This is a genomic window from Kribbella sp. NPDC051620, from assembly GCF_044453825.1.
Taxonomy (GTDB): Bacteria; Actinomycetota; Actinomycetes; order Propionibacteriales; family Kribbellaceae; genus Kribbella.
In genome coordinates this window covers 979,764-999,506 of sequence record NZ_JBITDB010000002.1, presented here as the reverse complement: position 1 = coordinate 999,506, position 19,743 = coordinate 979,764, and the positions used below count along the sequence as shown (strand labels likewise).

General features: G+C 68.2%; 15 protein-coding genes. 11 read left to right on the top strand and 4 right to left on the bottom strand.

Annotated elements, in window-relative coordinates; all coding sequences use genetic code 11:
- Window positions 1-190 precede the first annotated feature (190 nt).
- From ACIA12_RS11825 to ACIA12_RS11775, 11 genes are all read left to right on the top strand, one after another.
- Window positions 191-1,438 carry a BTAD domain-containing putative transcriptional regulator gene (locus tag ACIA12_RS11825; protein WP_396366898.1) on the top strand — a complete coding sequence of 416 codons (1,248 nt, stop codon included), beginning with the start codon at window positions 191-193 and terminating at the stop codon, window positions 1,436-1,438.
- Between the two features lie 379 nt (window positions 1,439-1,817).
- Window positions 1,818-2,825, top strand: a complete 1,008-nt coding sequence (locus ACIA12_RS11820; RefSeq protein WP_396366897.1) for an ABC transporter permease — start codon at window positions 1,818-1,820, stop codon at window positions 2,823-2,825.
- Between the two features lie 41 nt (window positions 2,826-2,866).
- Window positions 2,867-4,621, top strand: coding sequence for an ABC transporter substrate-binding protein (locus tag ACIA12_RS11815; RefSeq protein WP_396366896.1), 1,755 nt, complete (start codon window positions 2,867-2,869; stop codon window positions 4,619-4,621).
- Between the two features lie 93 nt (window positions 4,622-4,714).
- Window positions 4,715-5,707: an ABC transporter permease gene (locus tag ACIA12_RS11810; RefSeq protein ID WP_396366895.1), complete on the top strand. Its 993-nt coding sequence runs from the start codon at window positions 4,715-4,717 to the stop codon at window positions 5,705-5,707.
- Window positions 5,704-6,816, top strand: coding sequence for an ABC transporter ATP-binding protein (locus tag ACIA12_RS11805; RefSeq protein ID WP_396366894.1), 1,113 nt, complete (start codon window positions 5,704-5,706; stop codon window positions 6,814-6,816). Before ACIA12_RS11810 ends, ACIA12_RS11805 begins: the two co-directional genes overlap by 4 nt.
- A gap of 8 nt (window positions 6,817-6,824) precedes the next feature.
- Window positions 6,825-7,874, top strand: a complete 1,050-nt coding sequence (locus ACIA12_RS11800; protein ID WP_396366893.1) for an ABC transporter ATP-binding protein — start codon at window positions 6,825-6,827, stop codon at window positions 7,872-7,874.
- 223 nt (window positions 7,875-8,097) lie between these two features.
- Window positions 8,098-11,055 carry a BTAD domain-containing putative transcriptional regulator gene (locus tag ACIA12_RS11795; RefSeq protein WP_396366892.1) on the top strand — a complete coding sequence of 986 codons (2,958 nt, stop codon included), beginning with the start codon at window positions 8,098-8,100 and terminating at the stop codon, window positions 11,053-11,055.
- 131 nt (window positions 11,056-11,186) lie between these two features.
- Window positions 11,187-12,215, top strand: a complete 1,029-nt coding sequence (locus tag ACIA12_RS11790; protein ID WP_396366891.1) for an NAD(P)-dependent alcohol dehydrogenase — start codon at window positions 11,187-11,189, stop codon at window positions 12,213-12,215.
- Window positions 12,216-12,227: 12 nt separating this feature from the next.
- Entirely contained in the window at window positions 12,228-13,256 is a 1,029-nt protein-coding gene (locus ACIA12_RS11785; RefSeq protein ID WP_396366890.1) for an amidohydrolase family protein, read from the top strand.
- The gene (locus ACIA12_RS11780) at window positions 13,256-14,068 is read left to right on the top strand and encodes an iron-sulfur cluster assembly protein (protein ID WP_396366889.1); all 813 of its coding nucleotides are present in this window, start codon (window positions 13,256-13,258) and stop codon (window positions 14,066-14,068) included. Before ACIA12_RS11785 ends, ACIA12_RS11780 begins: the two co-directional genes overlap by 1 nt.
- A gap of 44 nt (window positions 14,069-14,112) precedes the next feature.
- The gene (locus ACIA12_RS11775; protein ID WP_396366888.1) at window positions 14,113-14,964 is read left to right on the top strand and encodes an IclR family transcriptional regulator; all 852 of its coding nucleotides are present in this window, start codon (window positions 14,113-14,115) and stop codon (window positions 14,962-14,964) included.
- Between the two features lie 105 nt (window positions 14,965-15,069).
- Here the strand turns inward: ACIA12_RS11775 and ACIA12_RS11770 are convergent, their stop codons facing one another.
- The 4 genes from ACIA12_RS11770 to ACIA12_RS11755 all read right to left on the bottom strand — a co-directional run bounded on the left by ACIA12_RS11770 (window position 15,070) and on the right by ACIA12_RS11755 (window position 19,671).
- Window positions 15,070-16,365 (bottom strand): sugar ABC transporter permease, encoded by a 1,296-nt coding sequence (locus ACIA12_RS11770; RefSeq protein ID WP_396366887.1) that lies wholly within the window; start codon window positions 16,363-16,365, stop codon window positions 15,070-15,072.
- Window positions 16,362-17,174: an ATP-binding cassette domain-containing protein gene (locus tag ACIA12_RS11765; protein ID WP_396366886.1), complete on the bottom strand. Its 813-nt coding sequence runs from the start codon at window positions 17,172-17,174 to the stop codon at window positions 16,362-16,364. The genes ACIA12_RS11770 and ACIA12_RS11765 overlap by 4 nt, the downstream gene beginning before the upstream one ends.
- A gap of 123 nt (window positions 17,175-17,297) precedes the next feature.
- Window positions 17,298-18,377: a sugar ABC transporter substrate-binding protein gene (locus ACIA12_RS11760; protein ID WP_396366885.1), complete on the bottom strand. Its 1,080-nt coding sequence runs from the start codon at window positions 18,375-18,377 to the stop codon at window positions 17,298-17,300.
- Window positions 18,378-18,480: 103 nt separating this feature from the next.
- Entirely contained in the window at window positions 18,481-19,671 is a 1,191-nt protein-coding gene (locus tag ACIA12_RS11755; RefSeq protein ID WP_396366884.1) for an ROK family protein, read from the bottom strand.
- Window positions 19,672-19,743: the final 72 nt, after the last annotated feature.

The window sequence follows — 19,743 nt, the reverse complement described above, 5'->3', positions numbered from 1 at the left end:
GCAGTGAGCCTGTACTCCGTGGGCACTCACGCACCACCCGCGTTCTGGCTGCGGCACAGGTGTGAGCAGGCTGGACACCAGCCCGAGCAATGCCGTCACCAGGACCACCGGGTTACTCCGCGAAGCGCGCATACGCGCAGCCTCTGCCGAACCTGTTACCCAGCGCCTACCACCGCGTTACCCTGCGCAGGTGGAATACCGCTTGCTGGGTCCGGTGGAGGTCTGGGCGGACGGCCGCAAGGTAGAGCTCAAGCGGAGGCAGGAGCGGTTGCTGCTCGCCGTCCTGTTGCTTGAGCCGGGAAAGGCAGTACCAACCGAGCGGCTGATCGGATTGCTGTGGCCCGAGGAGCAGCCGGGCAACCCGAAGCGGGCACTGCAGGTCTATGCATCTCGGCTGCGCGCAGTACTGACGGATGCCCAGCTATTGGCCGGTGCCCGCGGCTACGCGCTCGAGGGAACCGCCGGCCGGACCGACGTCGAGAAGTTCACCGCACTGGTCCAGCAGGCCCAGGTACTACCGAATCTGGAGCGCCGCCGGGAGGTACTGGTTGAGGCGCTGGCACTCTGGCGCGGACCTGCCCTGGCAGACGTCGCCTCCGAGGATGTGCGCCAACGACTGTGCGCCGCTCTCGATGAGTCTCGGTGGGCTGCCCAAGAGCAACGGCTGCGGACCGAGTTAGCACTGGGACGGCACCAGGAACTGCTCCCGGAGCTAGCGGAGCTCACCGGCGCCGAGCCAACGCGCGAAGGGCTGGCAGCGGCACGCATGCTGGCGTTGTACCGGTCGGGGCGACAGGCGGACGCGCTGGCCGTCTACGCCGAACTGGTGCGTCACCTGAGGGAGGAGTTGGACGTCGAGCCTGGCCGGGAGGTCCGCGATCTTCAGGTGGCGATGCTGCGACAGGACCGATCGCTGAACCTCACTCCGCCCGAGACCGGTCCGCGGGAACTCCCTGGCGACGAAGTGCTCCTCATCGGTCGCGACGAGCTCCTCGCCGAGCTGTCCGAAGTACTGGCACGCAAGGGAAACGGTGTACCCGACGTGCTGTGTCTCTACGGTGATGCAGGGGTGGGGAAGTCGGCGCTGGCCGTGCGGCTCGCGCATCGGCTCGCTGAGGAGTATCCGGATGGCCAGCTCCATGTCCGGCTGCGAGAGATGAACGGAGACGCGTCGACCGTCCTTGCGCGGCTCCTGCGGTCGCTGGGGGTGAAGACCTTTCCCGACTCGCTGGAGGAACGGTCGTCCCTGCTCCGCAGCACTTTGGCCGGCCGGGCGGTTCTGCTGGTCTTCGACGACGTGCGGAACGCCGGCCAGCTGCGGCCGCTGATGCCGGCCGAAGGCAGATGCGCGGTCATTGCCACTTCCCGCGATCCGTTGCTGGGTCTGGAAGACGCCATTCATCGCGAGATTCGCCGGGTGGAAAGCCATTCAGAATGAATTCACCGGCAATAGTGTGACAATTTCAAGGCATCCCATTCCGCAGTCTGCCGGACACCCTCCGTCACGACCTGGCACAGCAGGGCCACTGACGGCGCTGTGCCGACGCTTTTGGCGAGGAGCCGGGCGCGGAGCGTCACTATTGGCGGCAAATGTTCTGGTCCGGTCTGCCCTGGGGTAACGATTTGTGCACTGGTCACGGAACCGGCTGGTTTTGGCGCTGAAGTGTCGGGCAGGCTAGCGCGCGGCTCCGGACGATCCGGCCTTGTCAAGCGAATTTGGCTGCATGGCCCCCCGGAGCAAAGGCTCGGCACGATCCACAGACCGCCGCCGATCCTGCCCCCCTCGGATTTCTGGCTGACCAGCTGACGGAGCACGCATGAGTATTGGGTCACCCGACTCGACCGTAGGTATCGAGGACCACCCGTCGTCGGCCGAGCCGGTCCGTCCGGCGTCGGTGGCGCACGGCAAGTCCCCGACCCGGATCGCGATGGACCGGCTGCGCAAGGACAGGGTCGCGATCGTCTGCGCCTCACTGGTCGTCTTCTTCATCCTGGTCGCGATCTTCGCGCCGCTGCTGACCAAGCTCGAGGGCGCCGACGTCGGCACCTTCCACACCGAGCTCGTGGACGAGTTCGGCTATCCGACGATCCTGGCGAACGCGCAGCACTGGTTCGGGGTCGAGCCGAAGACCGGCCGGGACAACTTCGCCCGCTGGGTGTACGGCGCGCAGCCGTCGCTGATCGTCGCGTTCGTCGCGACCGTGATCGGCACCGTCGTCGGCGTCGTGGCCGGTCTGCTGGCCGGCTTCCTCGGCGGCTGGGTCGACCGGATCATCTCCTGGGTGATCGACTTCGTGCTGAGCCTGCCCTACCTGCTGTTCGCGATCGCGATGGTGCCGATCGTGGAGTCGTTGCGTGGTGGGTCGTTCAACCTCACGCCGGCCGAGCAGTCGTCGACCCGGTTCTACGTGCTGATCTTCGTGCTCTCGTTCTTCGGCTGGGCCGGGCTGGCCCGGATCATCCGCGGTGAGGTGCTGTCGCTGCGCGAGCGCGAGTTCGTGCTGGCCGCGAAGGCGATCGGCGTACCGACCTGGCAGGTCCTGTTCAAGGAGTTGCTGCCGAACCTGGTCGCCCCGATCGTCATCTCGGCCTCGCTCGCGTTGCCGGCCTACGTCACGGCGGAGGCGGGTCTGTCCTTCCTGGGCGTCGGGCTGATCGAGCCGAAACCGTCGTGGGGGCAGACGATCGCCAACGCCACCAACTGGTTCAAGGCGGACCCGCTCTACCTGTGGCTGCCGGTGCTGGGCATCACCATCCTGGTGCTCGCGCTGGCCCTGCTCGGTGACGCGGTGCGCGACGCCTTCGACCCCAAGACTCGTCGGTAGCCCGGCGTTTGCCCCAGCGGCAGAAAAGGAGAATCACGACAATGCAGTGGACACGGATCACCGCGGTGACGGCGACGGTCATGCTGGCCGTAGCGGCCTGCGGCAGCCCGTCGGCGAGCAACAAGCCGGGTAGCGACGCCACCATCGGCGGCGCGCAGGTCAAGGCGACCGACGCGACCGCCAAGGGCCCGGCGCCGGAGATCGAAGGGGCCAAGAAGGGCGGGACCATCTCCGTCCTGTCCGACGTCGTCCCCGACAACTTCGACCCGACCGACACCTACTACGTCGACGGCACCCAGATCGAGAAGCTGTACTTCCGGGCACTGACGCAGTACAAGCTGGACGACAAGACGCACAAGCCGATCCTGGTCCCGGACCTCGCCGAGGACCTGGGCACCAAGTCGGCCGACGGCCTGACCTGGACCTTCAAGCTGAAGAAGGGCATCAAGTACGACGACGGCACGCCGGTCAGGGCGGTCGACTACGCGTACGCGATCAAGCGGTCGTTCGCGCACGACCTGTTCGACGGCGGCCCGGCGTACCAGATCCAGTTCTTCAAGGACGGCGAGACCTACAAGGGCCCGTACGGCCCGAACGGCAAGAACTACGCCGGCGTCGAGACGCCGGACGACTCGACCCTGGTCATCCACCTGGCCAAGAAGTTCGACGACCTGCCGTTCTACGCGGCGTTCCCGCTGTTCACGCCGATCCCGGAGAAGGCCGACACCAAGAAGGAGTACGAGCTCAAGCCGAAGGCGACCGGCCCGTACAAGATCGCCTCGCTGACCCCGGGCGCGGAGCTGAAGCTGGTCAAGAACACCTACTGGGACCCGGCGACCGACCCGGTCCGGCACCAGTACGTCGACGGCTTCGACTTCAAGTTCGCCCAAGACCGGGTCAAGGTCCAGCGGCAGGTCCTGGCCAGCAGCGGCACCGACGCCAACGCGCTGAACTACACCAACCTGGACGCGTCGCTGCTGAACGAGGTCAAGGACCCGACGCAGATCATCAGGGGTGACTCGCCGTGCGTGTACACCTTCTCGATGGACACCCGCAAGATCCCGTTCGACGTCCGCAAGCTGATCGCCGAGGCGTACCCGTTCGAGGACTGGCGCAAGGTCGCCGGCCTGACCCCGGACACCGCGATCCCGGCCTCGACCTACCTGCCGCCGGCCGTCCCGGGCTTCGTGAAGTACGAACTCCCCGGCCTGAACGGCAAGGGCAGGGGCGCCGCCGACCCGGCCGTCGCGCAGAAGGTCAAGGACAAGCTGAAGGACCTGGGCAAGGAGAACTTCGAGCTCAGCTGGTACTACTCCAACGACGACCCGATCCTCACCCAGGTGAACTCGCTGCGGACCCAGTACTTCCAGAAGGCCGGCTTCAAGGTTCGTACCATCGGGGTTCCGTCGGCGAAGATCCGCTCCCTGATCGGCAAGCAGGACGCTCCGGTCAACATCGGCAAGGCCCCGGGCAGTTGGTGCTCCGACTGGCCGACCGGCACCAGCTGGTTCCCGGTGCTCTACAAGTCCGACGCGATTGCCCTGGGCAACAGCCAGGGCCAGCTGCAGGACCCGAAGCTGGACGCCGAGATCGACCGCGTCGCCGGACTCAGCCCGGACGAGCAGCTGAAGGAGTGGAGCAAGGTCGACAAGATGATCATGCAGGACTACCTGCCGTCGGTCCCGCTGTACTACGCGGCCAGCGCCTTCCCGGTCGGGAAGAACATCGGTCACGCGGTCAACGACCCGACCCAGGGCATGCCCGAGTTCACCTCGTTGTTCCTGAAGCAGCCCTGATCGGTTCTGCCCCAGGCAGTCGTCTGATCTGAATGAAGGGGTGGTGGCCGGACAACGGTCCGGCCGCCACCCCGACCGGTGAGGAGAAACCTCGTGCTCTACTTCGTGGCGCGCAGGCTGGTGAGCGCGCTCAGTGTCGTGCTGGTCACGCTGGTCGCGACCTTCGCGTTGTTCTTCGTCGCCCCGACCGACCCGGCCGCGGCGATCTGTGGTGACCGCAACTGCACCCAGGAGCGGTACAACGACATCAAGGAAAACCTGCACCTGGACCGACCCAAGGTGCAGCAGTTCGCCGAGTACACGGCCGGGATCTTCGCCGGCCGCACCTTCACCACCTCCGGGGTCGTGCAGGACTGCAAGGCACCCTGTCTGGGCTTCTCCTTCAAGAGCAACCGGCCGGTCACCGAGATGCTGTCCAGCCGGCTGCCGGTGACGGTCTCTCTCGTCCTCGGGTACGCCGTGATCGTGCTGACGGTCGGCGTCACGGTCGGCTCGATGGCCGCGAAACGCCGCGGTACCACCGCTGACCGGGTGCTGATGAGCAGCACCCTGATGCTCAGCTCGATCCCGTACTACATCGTCGCGCTGATGCTGTCGCTCTACCTGACCGTGCTCTACCCGATCCTGCCCAGAGGCGGCTACACGCCGTTGACGGAGAACCCGGCGAAGTGGTTCACCGGGTTGCTGACGCCCTGGCTCGTGCTCGGCGTCTACAGCTGCACCCAGTACGCCCGGTACTCGCGCGGCTCGATGGTGGAGACGCTGAGCGAGGACTACATCCGGACGGCCCGGGCCAAGGGCCTGTCCGACCGGGTGGTGACCTACAAACACGCGCTGCGATCGGGCCTGATCCCGGTCGTCACGATCTTCGGTCTGGACATCGCCACCAGCCTGGCCGGCGCCATCTTCACCGAGCGGATCTTCGACCTGCCCGGGCTGGGCAACCTGGTGCTGGAGAGCCTGAAGAACTACGACCTGCCGGTCATCATGGGCACGGTGCTGATCTCCTCGGTGATCCTGGTCGCGATGAACTTCCTGGTCGACGTGGCCTACAGCGTGATCGACCCGAGAGTGAGGCTCGCGTGACGACGCAGGAACCAGTGCTCAACGGAACCGGCCGCAACCCGACGGTCGCGACCCGGGAACGGCGCTCGACCCTGACGCCGAGCGGTGAGACGCCGTACCTCGAGGTGCGGGACCTGACCGTGCGGTTCCCGACCGCGGACGGTGTGGTCAGCGCCGTGAACGGGCTCAGTTACGCCGTACCGCTGGGCCGGACGCTCGCCATCGTGGGCGAGTCCGGATCCGGCAAGTCGGTGTCGAGCATGGCTGTGATGGGGCTGCACGACCCGAAGCGGACCACCATCACCGGCTCGATCCGGCTGGGCGGCGACGAGCTCGTCGGGCTGCCGGAGTCGGAGCTGATGAAGGTCCGCGGCGACGCGATGGCGATGGTCTTCCAGGACCCGCAGTCGTCGCTGCACCCGCTCTACACGATCGGCGCGCAGATCAGCGAGGCGTACCGGGTGCACCACAAGGTGTCCAAGGACGTCGCGAAGAAGCGCGCCCTGGAGATGCTCGACCTGGTCGGCATCCCGAACCCGGTCCGCCGGTACAAGCAGTACCCGCACGAGTTCTCCGGCGGTATGCGGCAGCGCGCGATGATCGCGATGGGCCTGGTCAACGACCCGAAGCTGGTGATCGCCGACGAGCCGACCACCGCGCTCGACGTCACCGTGCAGGCGCAGATCCTGGACCTGCTGAACACGCTGCAGAAGGAGTTCGGCTCGGCGATCGTGCTGATCACGCACGACCTGGGCGTGGTGGCCGAGATGGCCGACGACGTCCTGGTGATGTACGCCGGCCGCTGCGTCGAGTACGGCACGGCCGAGGACGTACTGGCCCGGCCGCGGATGCCCTACACCTGGGGTCTGCTGGAGTCGATCCCGACGGTCTCGGCGGCCAGCGAGAAGCTGCGCCCGATCAAGGGTCTGCCGCCGTCGTTGCTGGCGCTGCCGGACGGCTGTTCGTTCAACCCGCGCTGTCTCTACAAGGACCGGGTGAAGGGCGAACGCTGCACCACCGACCTGCCCGAGCTGCTTCCGGTCGACGGTGCCGCCGCGCACACGTCCCGTTGCCACCTGCACGACAAGGCCTCGATCTACGAGGCCGAGGTCGCGCCGAGACTGGGCTGAGGAGAGAGATGAGCGACACAACGCGTCCGGTGGACGCCACCGCCGGCCCGCTGCTGCAGATCCGCGACCTCAAGATGCACTTCCCGATCAAGGAGGCGGCGAGGTTCGGCCGGACCAAGAAGGTAGTCCAGGCCGTCGACGGGGTCAGCTTCGACCTGTTGCCGGGCCAGAGCCTCGGCCTGGTCGGCGAGTCCGGCTGTGGCAAGTCGACGACGGGCCGGATGATCACCCGGCTGCTGACCCCGACGGCCGGCCAGATCCTGTTCAAGGGCACGGACATCGCGCGGATGAAGGAGAAGCAGCTGCGCCCGTTCCGGCGGCAGCTGCAGATCGTCTTCCAGGATCCGTACAGCTCGCTGAACCCGCGGCAGACGGTCAGCAACATCCTGACCACGCCGCTGCGCGTGCACAACCTGGTCCCCAAGGGTCAGGAACTGGCTCGCGTGCAGGAGTTGCTGGAGCGGGTCGGGCTGAACCCCGAGCACCACAACCGGTACCCGAACGAGTTCTCCGGCGGTCAGCGCCAGCGGATCGGGATCGCCCGGGCGCTCGCGGTGGAGCCCGAGGTGATCATCGCCGACGAGCCGGTCTCCGCGCTCGACGTGTCGATCCAGGCCCAGGTGATGAACCTGATGGAGGACCTGCGCCGCGACCTGGGCATCGCCTTCGTCTTCATCGCGCACGACCTCGGCGTGGTCCGGCACTTCTGTGACGAGGTCGCGGTGATGTACCTGGGCAAGATCGTCGAGCAGGGCCCGCGGGACCAGATCTACAACGCGCCGCAGCACCCCTACACGCAGGCGTTGCTGTCGGCCGCTCCCGATCTGGGCACCATCCGCGGCACCCCGCCGAAGGAGCGGATCCGGCTGGTCGGTGACGTGCCGTCGCCGATCGACCCGCCGAGCGGTTGCCGGTTCCGGACCCGCTGCTGGAAGGCCGAGGACATCTGCACCACCCAGGAGCCACTGCTGATCGGCAAGCCGAAGTCCGGCCCCGGCCACGCCGCCGCCTGCCACTTCGCCGAACCGAAGGTCGACCTGACCGCAGCCACGGCCTAGTTGTCCACAGGAACGCCCTGCCGACAGATTTTCGTCGGCAGGGCGTCCAGTGTCCCGCAAGCGGCGTCGCTCGACGCTATCGGCGCCCAGGCACGCACCTCACGGCACTTGCCCAGCGCCCACGATGCTCCGCATCGAGGCCACTGCTCAAGCACCGCGATGCACGCACCTGGACACCGCTATCGTTCGAGCGACGCCGCTTGCGGGACACTACTGTTCAGCCATGGACTTTCGTTTGCTGGGGGCAATCGAGGTGGGCGGGCAGGCAGCGCCGCTGCGCCGGCAGGAGCGGTCGTTGCTTGCCATTTTGTTGCTGAGGGCAAATGAGTCGGTGCCGCTCGCGGAGCTGGTCGACCTGCTCTGGCCGGACGACCCGCCGGCCGATGCCCGCGGTTCCTTGCAGGTCTACCTCTCTCGCCTGCGCAAGGCGCTGCCCGGCATCACGATCACCAGCACTGCCGCCGGGTACGCCGTACAGGTAGCCCCCGACTCGATCGACGTCGAGCGTTTCCGTCGTCAACTGGCTTCGGCGCGCAAGGAGTCCGATCCGGTACTCCGGGCCGATGGCCTGCGCCGGGCCCTCGACCTCTGGCATGGTGACCCGCTGGCAGATCTGACGCCGCAGGCCACTCGTGACCGCTTGACCGCGGGCCTGGTCGAGGAGCACGCGTCCGCCGTCGAGGACCGGGTCGACGCGGATCTGCAAGCCGGCCGGCATGCCGAGGTCGAAGCCGAGCTGGCCGGCCTCGTCCGGCAACATCCCGAGCGCGAGCGCCTGATGCTCGCCTGGATGACCGCCCTCTATCGCTCCGGCCGCAAACCCGAGGCGTTGCAGGCATACGTGGATGGTGCCATGCGGTTGGCTGAGGAGTTCGGACTCGACCCGGCACCGGCGCTGCGGCGACTCCACTTGGCGATCCTGCGCGACGACCCGAGCCTTCGACTCTCAGCGATGCCACGAGCCGAGAGCGCCGTGCCCAGAGAGCTACCGGTCGACATCTCCCTGCTGGTGGGACGCGACGATCTACTGGCTGACGTGGTGCGGGTGCTGACGACCCCCGCGCGCCAGCGGCCTGCGGTGTACTGCCTTTGGGGCGGCGCCGGAGTAGGCAAGTCCGCGGCAGCAACGCGATCAGCGCACCTGGTTGCGGAGCAGTTCCCCGACGGTCAACTACTGGCGCGACTTCAGGACGTCGGCGGAGAAGGGCTGCCGGCCCGGACACTGCTGGGCCGGATGCTTCGCTCCCTGGGGCTCGAGCACTCCCAGGTCCCGGCGACGCTGGCCGACCGCGAGCAGGCGTTCCGCGAGCTGACCGCCGACCGCGCGGTACTCGTCGTCCTCGATGACGCGCTCGACGCTGAGACCGTGACGTCGCTGTTGCCGGCCGGCGCCCGCTGCGCGGCGATCGTCACCTCGCGCAAACCCCTGCCGGAGCTGACCGACGCGGTTCATCGCCAGGTGCTCCCGCTGGACCCACTGACCAGCCGCGGCCTGCTGGCCCGGCTGATCGGGCGGACGTTGCGCGAGCAGTCGACCCTCGCCGCCGTCGCCGACGAGTGCGCCGGCCTTCCGCTGGCCCTGCGGATCATCGGTTCACGCCTCGCCCTGTCGGGTGACGACGCCCTGCCGCAACTCGCCGGCGCCCTCGCCGACGACGACCAGCGTCTCGACTCGATGGTGGCCGGCGACCTCGCGGTACGGACCAGTCTCGGCCGGACGCTTGCCCTGGCCGATCCGGATGCTCGTGACCTGCTGGCGCGGCTGTCCTTGGTGGGCGTCACCGAGTTCCCTTCCTGGGTGGCCGCGCCGCTGCTCGACTGCGACGAGTCGGCCGGCGCCGCGATCTTCGACCGGCTGGTCGACCTCGGCCTGGTCGAGCTCGTCACCGAACAGCGCTACAAGATGCACGCCCTGGTCCGTGCCTATGCGGCCGAGCAACTCGCCGCCGCCACTGGGGCGGACGAGTCGCTCAGGCGGTACCTGGAGGCCGTGTACAAACTCGAGGTGCTTGCCGACAGCAACGCCGCTCACGGCGTCACGCTGGCGGCGGCGCTGCCCGATCCGGACCATCCGGTACTGCCGGAGACCGAGGCGTCGATCCTCGCCGATCCGATGGCGTGGTTCGAGCAGTCCTGGCCGCTGATCGACGCGGCCGTGGCTGCCTGCCTCGGGACCGGCCGGATCGAGCTGGCCGCCTGGCTCGGGCTGCGGATCAACGGTTTCTACGTGGTCAGCGACCAGCGGGAGCAGCGGATCGGGATGCTCGAAGCGATCCGGGACGCCTTGCGGGGTGACGACGCGATCGAGCCCGCGTTCCGGGGGAGCAACGCGATCGAGCCCGCGTTGCGGGGGAGTGACGCGATCGAGCCCGCGTTGCGGCGGAGTGACGCGATTGAGTTGGCGTTGCGGGTCGACCTCGGGCTCATTCCGGCGTACGAGGGGAGTGCGGCCGAGTTGCTGGCGATGTCGGAGCGGGTGGTCACCCAGGCGCGCGCGATCGAGTCGGTCGAGCTGCAGGTCAGGGGCCTGATCCAGGTGGCGAACCACGCCCGTCACGACCTGAGGCTGGACCGCGACCGGGAGGCGCTCGAGGAGGCGCTGGAGCTGATCGACCACCGCGCCGGGCCGGCCGAGCTGAGGCCGGCCGTGGTCCGGAACCTCGCTTCCAACAGCGCGGAGCGGCACGACTATGCCTCCGCCGACCGCTGGTACCGGGAGGTCCTCGAGGTCGTCCCGAGCGACACCATGCACGAGATCTACGCGCTGATCCTGTCCTCCGAGGTGCTGGTCGAGAGCGGGCAGTACGACGAGGCCGCTGCTCGGCTGACCCGCTGCCGCGAGGTCTGCCGGCTGCTGCGGAGCGGCTTCTTCGAGGCTCAGGTCGACTGTCTGCTGGCCTCGATGGCGATCAAACAGGGGGATCTGGCCGAGGCGCGCCGCCTGCTCGATGTCGCCAGGACCTGGTTCGAGAAGTCGCCCAGGGTGCGGGTGGCGGTGCTGATGGGCGCCTACGAGTCGGATCTGGCGATGGCACTCGGGGACTTCTGGACCGGGCGGCGGATCCGGCTGGAGCTGATCGAGGACGCCCGGCAGCGCGGCGACCGCCTGGTCGAGCACCAGATCCGGTACCTCCTGGACAACGACGACCGAGACCCGCTCAATCCTGCTCGCCGTGCTTGAGGGGAGTACACCGCGGATCACTCCGCCGCACATTTCTGCGTTATCGGAAGGCGATAACGGCTCTTTCGCCGTGGCCGGCGGATCGGCAGCATCGGAGCACCGATCCGCCGAAGAGTAGGGAAGTGGCCACGGTGAAGGCTGTCAGAGTCCATGAGTACGGCAAACCTCCGACCCTCGACGACATCCCCGATCCGGCCTTGCAAGGGCCGCTCGACGTCATCGTGAAGGTCGACGCCGCGGGGGTCTGCCGGACCGATCTGCACATCATCGAAGGGCAGTGGGCGGAGAAGTCCGGGGTCGAGCTGCCGTACGTGATCGGCCACGAGAACGCCGGCACGATCGTCGAGGTCGGCCAGGCGGTGACCGGGGTGACGGTGGGCGACAAGGTGATCCTCCACCCGCTGGTGACGTGTGGACTCTGCCGGGCCTGCCGGGCCGGCGACGATGTGCACTGCCGCAACTCCGAGTTCCCCGGGATCAACCGGGACGGCGGGATGGCGGAGTACCTGCGGACCTCGATCCGCTCGGTGGTGAAACTCGACGACGGGTTGGCGCCGGCCGATGTCGCGGCGCTGGCTGACGCGGGGCTGACGGCGTACCACGCGGTCCGGAAGGCGGTGCCGCTGGTGCATCCGGGCGACCGGATCGTGATGATCGGCGCCGGGGGACTGGGCCACATCGGGCTGCAGTGCCTGGTCGCGATGACGCCGGCCCGGATCACGGTGGTCGACCGGTCGGCCGAAGTACTGGAGAAGGCGTCGAAGCTCGGGGCGCACGACACGGTGCTGAGCGACGGCGACCAGGTGGCGGCGGTACTCGACCAGACCGGCGGTGAGGGCGCGCAGGTGGTGCTCGACTTCGTCGGCGAGCACGGGACCGAGGCCGACGGGGTGGCGATGACGCGCAACTCCGGCTCGTACTTCGTGATCGGGTACGGCGGCAAGGTCGACGTACCGACGATCGACATCATCTCCCGCGAGATCAACGTGATCGGCAACCTGGTCGGCTCCTACAACGACCTGGACGACCTGATGACGCTGGCGGCGCAGGGCCGGGTCAAGTTGGCCACCAAGCAGTACTCGCTGGCCGACGCGCTGACCGCGCTGGACGATCTCGACGGCGGCCGGGTGCCCGGCGGCCGCGCCATCCTGACGAGCTGAAGGAGCTTTTCCATGTACAGCAAGGACGGCAACGACTACTTCATCGTCGACGGGCACGTGCACGCGTGGGACGCGACGCCGGCCAACCAGGCCAACCGGTACGGCGAAGGGTTCATCAACTGCTTCTACGACTACCACCGCAACCTGTCGCCGGCCGACAGGGTGTGGACGCTGGAGGAGTTCCACAAACAGTCGGAGGAGCGGATCATCAAGGATTTGTTCACCGACGGATATGTCGACCGGGCGATCTTCCAGCCGACGTACCTGACCGACTTCTACGTCAACGGCTTCAACACGACCGAGCAGGACGGCGCGATCGCGGAGAAGCACCCGGACAAGTTCATCGTGGACGGCGCCTGGGATCCGCGCGACGGCGAAGCCGGGCTGGCCAAGCTGGCCGACCTCGCCGAGCGGTGGGAGTTGCAGGGCGTGAAGCTCTACACGGCCGAGTGGAAGGGTGACTCCAAGGGCTGGAAGCTGACCGACCCCTGGTCGTACCGGTACCTGGAGAGGTGCGAGGAGCTCGGGATCCGCAACATCCACATCCACAAGGGCCCGACGATCTATCCGCTGAACCGGGACGCGTTCGACGTGGCCGATGTGGATGAGGTCGCCTCGGCCTTTCCCGGGCTGAACTTCATCGTGGAGCATGTCGGGCTGCCGCGGCTCGAGGACTTCTGCTGGATCGCGACCCAGGAGCCGAACGTGTACGGCGGGCTGGCGGTGGCGATGCCGTTCATCCACAGCCGGCCGAAGTACTTCGCGCAGATCCTCGGGGAGTTGCTGTACTGGATCGGGCCGGATCGGATCACCTTCGCCAGCGACTATGCGATCTGGACGCCGGCCTGGTTGATCGAGCGGTTCGTGGATTTCCAGTACCCGGCCGAGCTGACCGAGTACCCCGAGCTCACCGTCGAGGTGAAGAAGAAGATCCTCGGGCTCAACGCGGCCAAGCTGTACGGGATCGAAGTACCGGTTGAGCTGCGGCTGCCGGAATCGCCCGATGGCGCGGTCGGCTCCGAACCCGTGTCGGTCGCCTGATGGCCACCGATCTTCCCGCCGCCGCACCGGCGACCACGCGGCCGGCCGGTGGGCTGGCTGGCGGGCCGACCGGTGGGCCGGATGGTGGGCTGAAGGTCCGGCCGGATGGGGTGGACGACTCGATCTGGGCGGCGCTGGGGACGGTACGGGATCCCGAGCTGGACTCGCCGATCACCGAGCTCGGGTTCGTGTCGGCGGTACTGTCCGAGCCGGCCGTGCTGACCGTGGAGCTGCGGTTGCCGACGTACTTCTGCGCGCCGAACTTCGCCTATCTGATGGTCGCGGATGCGTACGACGCGGTCGCGGCCGTCCCGGGCGTGCGCAACCTGGTGATCCGCCTGCTCGACCACTTCGCCTCCGACGAGATCAACGCCGGCGTCGCGGGCGGACGGGGTTTTGCCGGCTCGTTCCCTGGGCTGGCCGACGATGAGCTGGAGGAACTGCGCATCACCTTCCAGCGCAAGGCCCACCGCGCCTGCCAGGAGCAGGTCGCCTCGCACCTGGTCAAACAAGGCTGGTCCGTATCCGACCTGGCGAGCGCGTCGCTTGCTGACGCCTGCGCCGGCCAAGACCTCGACCGCCTGACCCGCCGCCGCAACGACCTCAACCTCCCGTCCGGCCCCGACGCACCCCTCCTCCTCCACGACGACGGCACCCCCATCACCCAGCTGGACCTCCCACTCCAACTCCGGATGGCCAAAACCACCCGAATCAGCATCGAAGGCAACTCCGGCCTCTGCCGAGGCCTCCTCTCAGTCCGCTACAACCTCCCCCGCCCCGCCGACGTGGACCAGGTGATCGTCTCAAGTTGAGACAACTGCGCCTTGCCGAAGTCGTTCGGGGCAGGCTGTCACTCGTGAAGACCTCGCCCTCCCACCTCGACTCCGCCGGCGGCGGAGGAGGAGCCGCGCTCTCGACCGGTGCGCCGGGCGGGATGCGCGGTCAGCCGGTGGCGGGGACGGTGCAGTCTGTCTCCAGAGCCTTGCGGGCGATGGAGTTTGTTGCTGGTAGCAAGGATGGGGTTACTGCCAAGGAGATCGCGGCTCATCTGGAGTTGGCGTTGCCGTCGGCGTATCACCTGCTGGCGACGTTGACCGAGTCCGGGTATCTGGTGCATCTCGCGCAGGATCATCGGTACGGGCTGGGGTACAGGGTGCGGCTGCTCGAGCAAGGGCTGGAGCGGCAGTTGGAGGTACGACCGCTGGTTGCGGCTGCTGTCCGGCGGTTGCACCTGGAGGCCGACGCGGCGGCGTACTACGCCGTCTACCGCGAGGTGGACGTGGTGGTCGCGCACGTCGTCGACTCGGAGCGCCGGCCGCGCGTCCAGGTGCTCGACATCGGCTTCCACGAGGCGGCGCACGCGACCGCCTTCGGCAAGGTGATGCTCGCCGCGATGACCCCGGAGGATCGCGGCGCCTACCTCGACCGCGTCGGCCTGCGGCAGTGCACCGCCAGCACCCTGACGGATCGCGCCCAGCTGGAGAGCCACCTGGAGAAGGTCCGGCTGTCCGGCGTCGCGCTGGAGATCGGCGAGTTCCAGGACGGCCTGACGTGTCTGGCCGCCCCGGTCAGATCGAGCGCGGGCGCGGTACTGGCCTCGGTCGCGATCTCCTTGCCCTCAGCCGACTTCGCCGCCCGCCGCTGGACCGTCGAACGCGCGGTACGCCGGGGCGCGCTGGTCGCCACCCGTGCGGTGAACTCCCGCTAGTACAGGCAAAAAGAAACGGATCGCCACCCCGGGCGGGGAGTGGCGATCCGTTCGTTGGAACGGCGGGCTGCTACCGAGCAGGGGATCAGGTAGCAGCCCACCGGGTTATGCCCTGCCGTGCGCCTGGCGGCTGCGGCGGCTGAGGGAGTCGATGGTGACGGCGATCAGCAGGACGCCGGCGGTCACCATGTAGCGGACGCTGGAGTCGAGGCTGAGGAGCGCCAGGCCGTTGTTGATCGACATGATCACCAGCGCGCCGAGCAGTGCGGAGTACGCCGAACCGCGGCCGCCGAAGAGGCTGGTACCACCGATGACCGCGGCGGCGATCGCGTTCAGGTTGGTGTCCGCGCCACCGCTGTTCTGGTTCACCGCGATCAGCCGGGCCGCACCCAGGATGCCACCGACGGCCGCGAAGGTGGAGCAGGCCGCGAAGACCGACAGATAGATGAACCGGACGTTGATACCGGCCCGGCGAGCGGCCTCGACGTTGCCGCCGACCGCCAGCACCGAGCGGCCCCAGCGGGTCTGCCGGACCATGAAGTCCGTCGCCACCACCAAGAAGACGAAGAGCAGGAACATCGCCGAGACACCACGGTCGCCGTTCAGCACCATCACCGGGATGAACAGCACCAGAGCCAGCGCGACCGCCTTGATCGCGATCATCGACGTGGGCGCGGCGGACAGCCCGGCCTTCGACCGGGCGTTGCGGCTGCGCAGCCGGCTGACGACGTACAGGGCGACGACCACGGCGACCAGCCCGTAGGCGACCGCCGGCGGCAGGAAGTCCTGGGTCGCGAACTTCACGATGCCCGAGTCGAACGGGATGTTCAGCGTGCCTTCCTTGCCCAGCACCAGCAGTTGCAGACCGAGGAAGCCGAGCAGACCGGCCAGCGTGATCACGAAGCTCGGTACGCCGAACCGGGTGTAGAGAGCTCCGTAGAACAACCCGATCGCCAGGCCGATCACCGCGCCGACCACCAGCGACAGGACCAGCGGCCAGCCCTTGTTGACGAACGTCACGCCCAGCACCGCGGCGGCCAGACCGCTGACCGAGCCGACCGATAGGTCGATCTCGCCCAGCAGCAGGACCAGAACGATGCCGAGGGCAATGACTCCGACCGAGGTGGTCTGCAGGGTCAGGTTGACCAGGTTGCGGCTGGTCAGGAAGGAGCTGTTGGAGATCTGGAAGACCGCCCAGATGATGATCAGGCCGACCACGACCGGGACCGAGCCCAGGTCGCCGGAGCGCAGCCGCGAGGTGAAGGCGGAGACCGCGCCGCTGATGCCGTGGCTGGCGATCAGGCGCTCGTCCTGGAGATCGGCGGGCAGTGCGGCCGCATCGTGCGTCTCGGGCACGGCGTCCTGCACGGGTGCCTGCGATCCGTCGACCGGGGTGGTCATGATGCGGAACCTTCCTGCTGGGTCCGGCGCGCCGCGCGCTCGGAGACTGCGTTGTCCGTGGCACCGGTGATCGCGGCGATGATGTCCTGGGACTTCGTCTCGGCGACGTTGAAGACCCCGTTGTTGCGGCCCAGGCGCAGTACGGCGACCCGGTCCGCGACCGCCATCACGTCGGCCATGTTGTGGCTGATCAGGATCACCGCGAGACCACGCTCGCGGAGTCGCTCGACCAGGTTCAGTACTTCGGCGGTCTGCGCCACGCCGAGGGCGGCGGTCGGCTCGTCGAGCATCACGACCTTGGGCTGGCCGAGCAGGCTGCGGGCGATCGCGACGGTCTGGCGCTGACCGCCGGACAGGCTGGCGACCGGGATCCGGACGCTGGGGATCTTGGCGGACAGCTGCCGGAGCAGTTCCCAGGAGGAGCGTTCCATCTCGACCTCGTCGAGCACCTTGCCCTTGCGCAGCTCGCGACCCAGGTACAGGTTCGCGACGACGTCGAGGTTGTCGCACAGGGCCAGGTCCTGGAACACGGTCGCGATGCCGAGCTGCTGAGCCTCGGCCGGGCTGTGCACCCGTACCTCCCGCCCGTCGAACACCATGGTGCCGTCGTCGGCGGTGTAGACGCCGGCGATGGTCTTCACCAGCGTCGACTTGCCGGCGCCGTTGTCGCCGACCAGGGCGAGCACTTCACCAGCGCGCACGTCCAGCTCGATGTTCTTCAGAGCCTGGACGGCGCCGAAGCGCTTGGAGACACCCCGTAGCGCCAGCACCGTGCCGGCGGCCGTGACAGGGGTGGGTGTGACAGTCATCGATCAGCCTCCTGAGGGCTTGCTTTCCGGCTTCGGTCCGGGTGGGCACCTGGGTGCCCACCCGGACCTCGGCTCTGCTTGATGCCGGCCCGGGGGCGGGCCGGCATCGGTTGCGGCCGGGAGTTACTTGAGGCCGGCGGCAGTGCAGGCCGCGGCGAACGACGCGGTGCAGATGTCGGAGACCTTGTAGATGCCGTCCTTCACCACAGTGTCGTTGATGTTGGCCTTGGTGACGGCGATCGGGTCGAGAATCGTGGCCGGAACACCCTTGAAGTCACCGGTCGACTCGGCCTTGCCACCGTTCGCCAGCGCGACGGCGGCCTTGGCGGCGGCGGTGGCCTGCGGCTTGACGGCCTTGTAGATCGTCATCAGCTGGTCGCCGGAGACGATCCGCTGGATCGCGGCGAGCTCGGAGTCCTGACCGGTGACCGGCGGCAGCGGCTTCACGCCACCACCCTTGAGGGCCGCGATAGCGCCACCAGCGGTACCGTCGTTGGCTGCGTAGACGCCGACCAGGTCGGACTTGATGGCGCTGAGCTGGCCCTCCATCCACGACTGGGCCTTGTCCGGGCTCCAGTCCGGGGTGTCGAACTCGGCGGCGATCTTGAAGCCGGAGCTGTCGAGCACGCTGTGCGCGCCCTTCTTGAAGTCGGCCGCGTTCGGGTCGGTCGGCGAGCCGTTGATCTCGGCGATGTTGCCGGACGTCTTGCCGGCCGCCTTCAGGGCGTCGACCAGGGTCTGCGCCTGCAGCTTGCCGACGGCCTCGTTCTCGAACGAGACGTAGTAGTTCGCGCCCTCGATGAAGCGGTCGTAGGCGATCACCGGGACGTTCTGCGCCTTCGCGGCGGCGACGACCGCGGCGGCGGCCTTGCCGTCGACCGGGTCGAGCACGAGGACCTTGGCGCCCTGGGTCAGCGCGGCCTCGGCCTGGGTCTGCTGCTTGGAGGCGTCCTGGTCGGCGTTGCTGTAGATCAGCTCACAGCTCGCGCACTCGGCCTTGAGGGCCTCGGTGAACAGCGGGCGGTCGAGCGCCTCGTAGCGAGTCGTCTTCGACTCGGGCAGCAGCAGGGCGATCTTGCCGCCCTTGCTGTCACCGCCGCCGGCGGCGTCGGACTTGTCGTCCGACCCACAGGCCACCAGTGAGAGGGCAAGGGCCGATACGGCGATGCCGAGGCCGACAAGACGGGTTGGTGAGACGGACATAGAGCGACTCCTTGACGTGAGGGCCCGAGTAGGCCTGAGCAGAGTCAAGACCCAGAACCAGCTTGACGTCAAGGCTTGAATTCAAGAAATAGACATATCGTTGTTACACGGTTGTCTCGAGCGCCCGGGCCGTCCGGGCATGGCTCAGCACCGACGCCAACTGAATGGCACCGAGCACATCCGCATCGTCACCGAGCTCGGCGGGCCGGAGCTCGACGGTGGCGGCGGCGCTCGGGATCGCGCACCGGTCGAGGGCTTCCCGCAGCGGCAGCATGATCAGGTCGCCGGCCCCGGCCATCTTGCCGCCGACCACGATCACCTCGGGGTTGAACAGGTTCACCAGGCCGGCGACCGCGACTCCGACGCGGCGTCCGGCGTCCTCGATCACCCGTCGGCAGCCGAGATCACCGGCCAGGGCGCGGGTGACGATGTCCCGGAGCCGGAGCGCTCCATGGGAGGCCTGCAGGCTGGCGAGCAATGCGCGCGAGCCGACGAAGGTGTCGAGGCAGCCGCGGTTGCCGCACCGGCAGATCGGCCCGTTCTCGTCGATGGTGAGGTGGCCGATCTCGCCCGCGGTACCGGCGGAGCCGCGGAAGACCTCGCCGCCGAGCACGATGCCGGCGCCGACGCCGTACGAGAACTTGATGTAGCAACCGTGTTTCACGCCGCGCAGGGCGCCTTCGCGCAGTTCACCCAGGGCAGCGAGGTTGGCGGTGTTGTCGAGTGCGACGGGGGCGCGCAGGTGGCCGGCCATCGCCTCGGCGACGTTCACGCCGCGCCAGCCGGGCAGTACGGCGTCGGAGCCCGCCTCGCCGCTGACCGAGTCGACGGGCGCGGGCAGGCCGAAGCCGATCGCGCCGATGTCCTCGACGCTGGCGTTGACCGTCTCGCACAGGTCGGCGAGCAGGCGGGCGGCGCGCTCCATGCCGTCGTCGGCGACGTGGTCGGCCTGGAGTGGCATCAGTTGCTGGGCGAGGATCTCGCGGCTCTCTGAGGCGATCGCTACCCGGACATCGCGTTCACCGAAGGCGACTCCGGCCAGCAAGCCACCGCCGGAGGCCAGGGAGACCAGTACCGCGCGACGCCCGTTGCGGATGCTGCGGGACAGCCCGACCATGCCGGCGGCGTCGAGCTCCTTGACCATGTTCGACACGGTCGCGGCGGACAACCCGGAGGCCGCGGCGATCTCCACCTGGGTGAGCGGCCCGTGCCGCCGGACAACCCCCAGGACGCGCTCGCGGTTGGCTTCGCGCAGCGAAGCCTGCGAGCCAGGCGCTGGGCGGGTTGCGTTCATTACATAAAGATAACGGATCGCGGCGGGTTCGTTCCCGAACCGCCGTCATGGAATCTCCGGGTAACCGTCACG

What these genes read in the sequence shown, in the direction of transcription:
- ACIA12_RS11820 (WP_396366897.1), top strand. Translation starts at nt 1,818, where the DNA reads ATGAGTATTGGGTCACCCGACTCGACCGTAGGTATCGAGGACCACCCG.
- ACIA12_RS11795 (WP_396366892.1), top strand. Translation starts at nt 8,098, where the DNA reads ATGGACTTTCGTTTGCTGGGGGCAATCGAGGTGGGCGGGCAGGCAGCG.
- ACIA12_RS11815 (WP_396366896.1), top strand. Translation starts at nt 2,867, where the DNA reads ATGCAGTGGACACGGATCACCGCGGTGACGGCGACGGTCATGCTGGCC.
- ACIA12_RS11760 (WP_396366885.1), bottom strand. Translation starts at nt 18,377, where the DNA reads ATGTCCGTCTCACCAACCCGTCTTGTCGGCCTCGGCATCGCCGTATCG.
- ACIA12_RS11770 (WP_396366887.1), bottom strand. Translation starts at nt 16,365, where the DNA reads ATGACCACCCCGGTCGACGGATCGCAGGCACCCGTGCAGGACGCCGTG.
- ACIA12_RS11800 (WP_396366893.1), top strand. Translation starts at nt 6,825, where the DNA reads ATGAGCGACACAACGCGTCCGGTGGACGCCACCGCCGGCCCGCTGCTG.
- ACIA12_RS11755 (WP_396366884.1), bottom strand. Translation starts at nt 19,671, where the DNA reads ATGAACGCAACCCGCCCAGCGCCTGGCTCGCAGGCTTCGCTGCGCGAA.
- ACIA12_RS11780 (WP_396366889.1), top strand. Translation starts at nt 13,256, where the DNA reads ATGGCCACCGATCTTCCCGCCGCCGCACCGGCGACCACGCGGCCGGCC.
- ACIA12_RS11785 (WP_396366890.1), top strand. Translation starts at nt 12,228, where the DNA reads ATGTACAGCAAGGACGGCAACGACTACTTCATCGTCGACGGGCACGTG.
- ACIA12_RS11765 (WP_396366886.1), bottom strand. Translation starts at nt 17,174, where the DNA reads ATGACTGTCACACCCACCCCTGTCACGGCCGCCGGCACGGTGCTGGCG.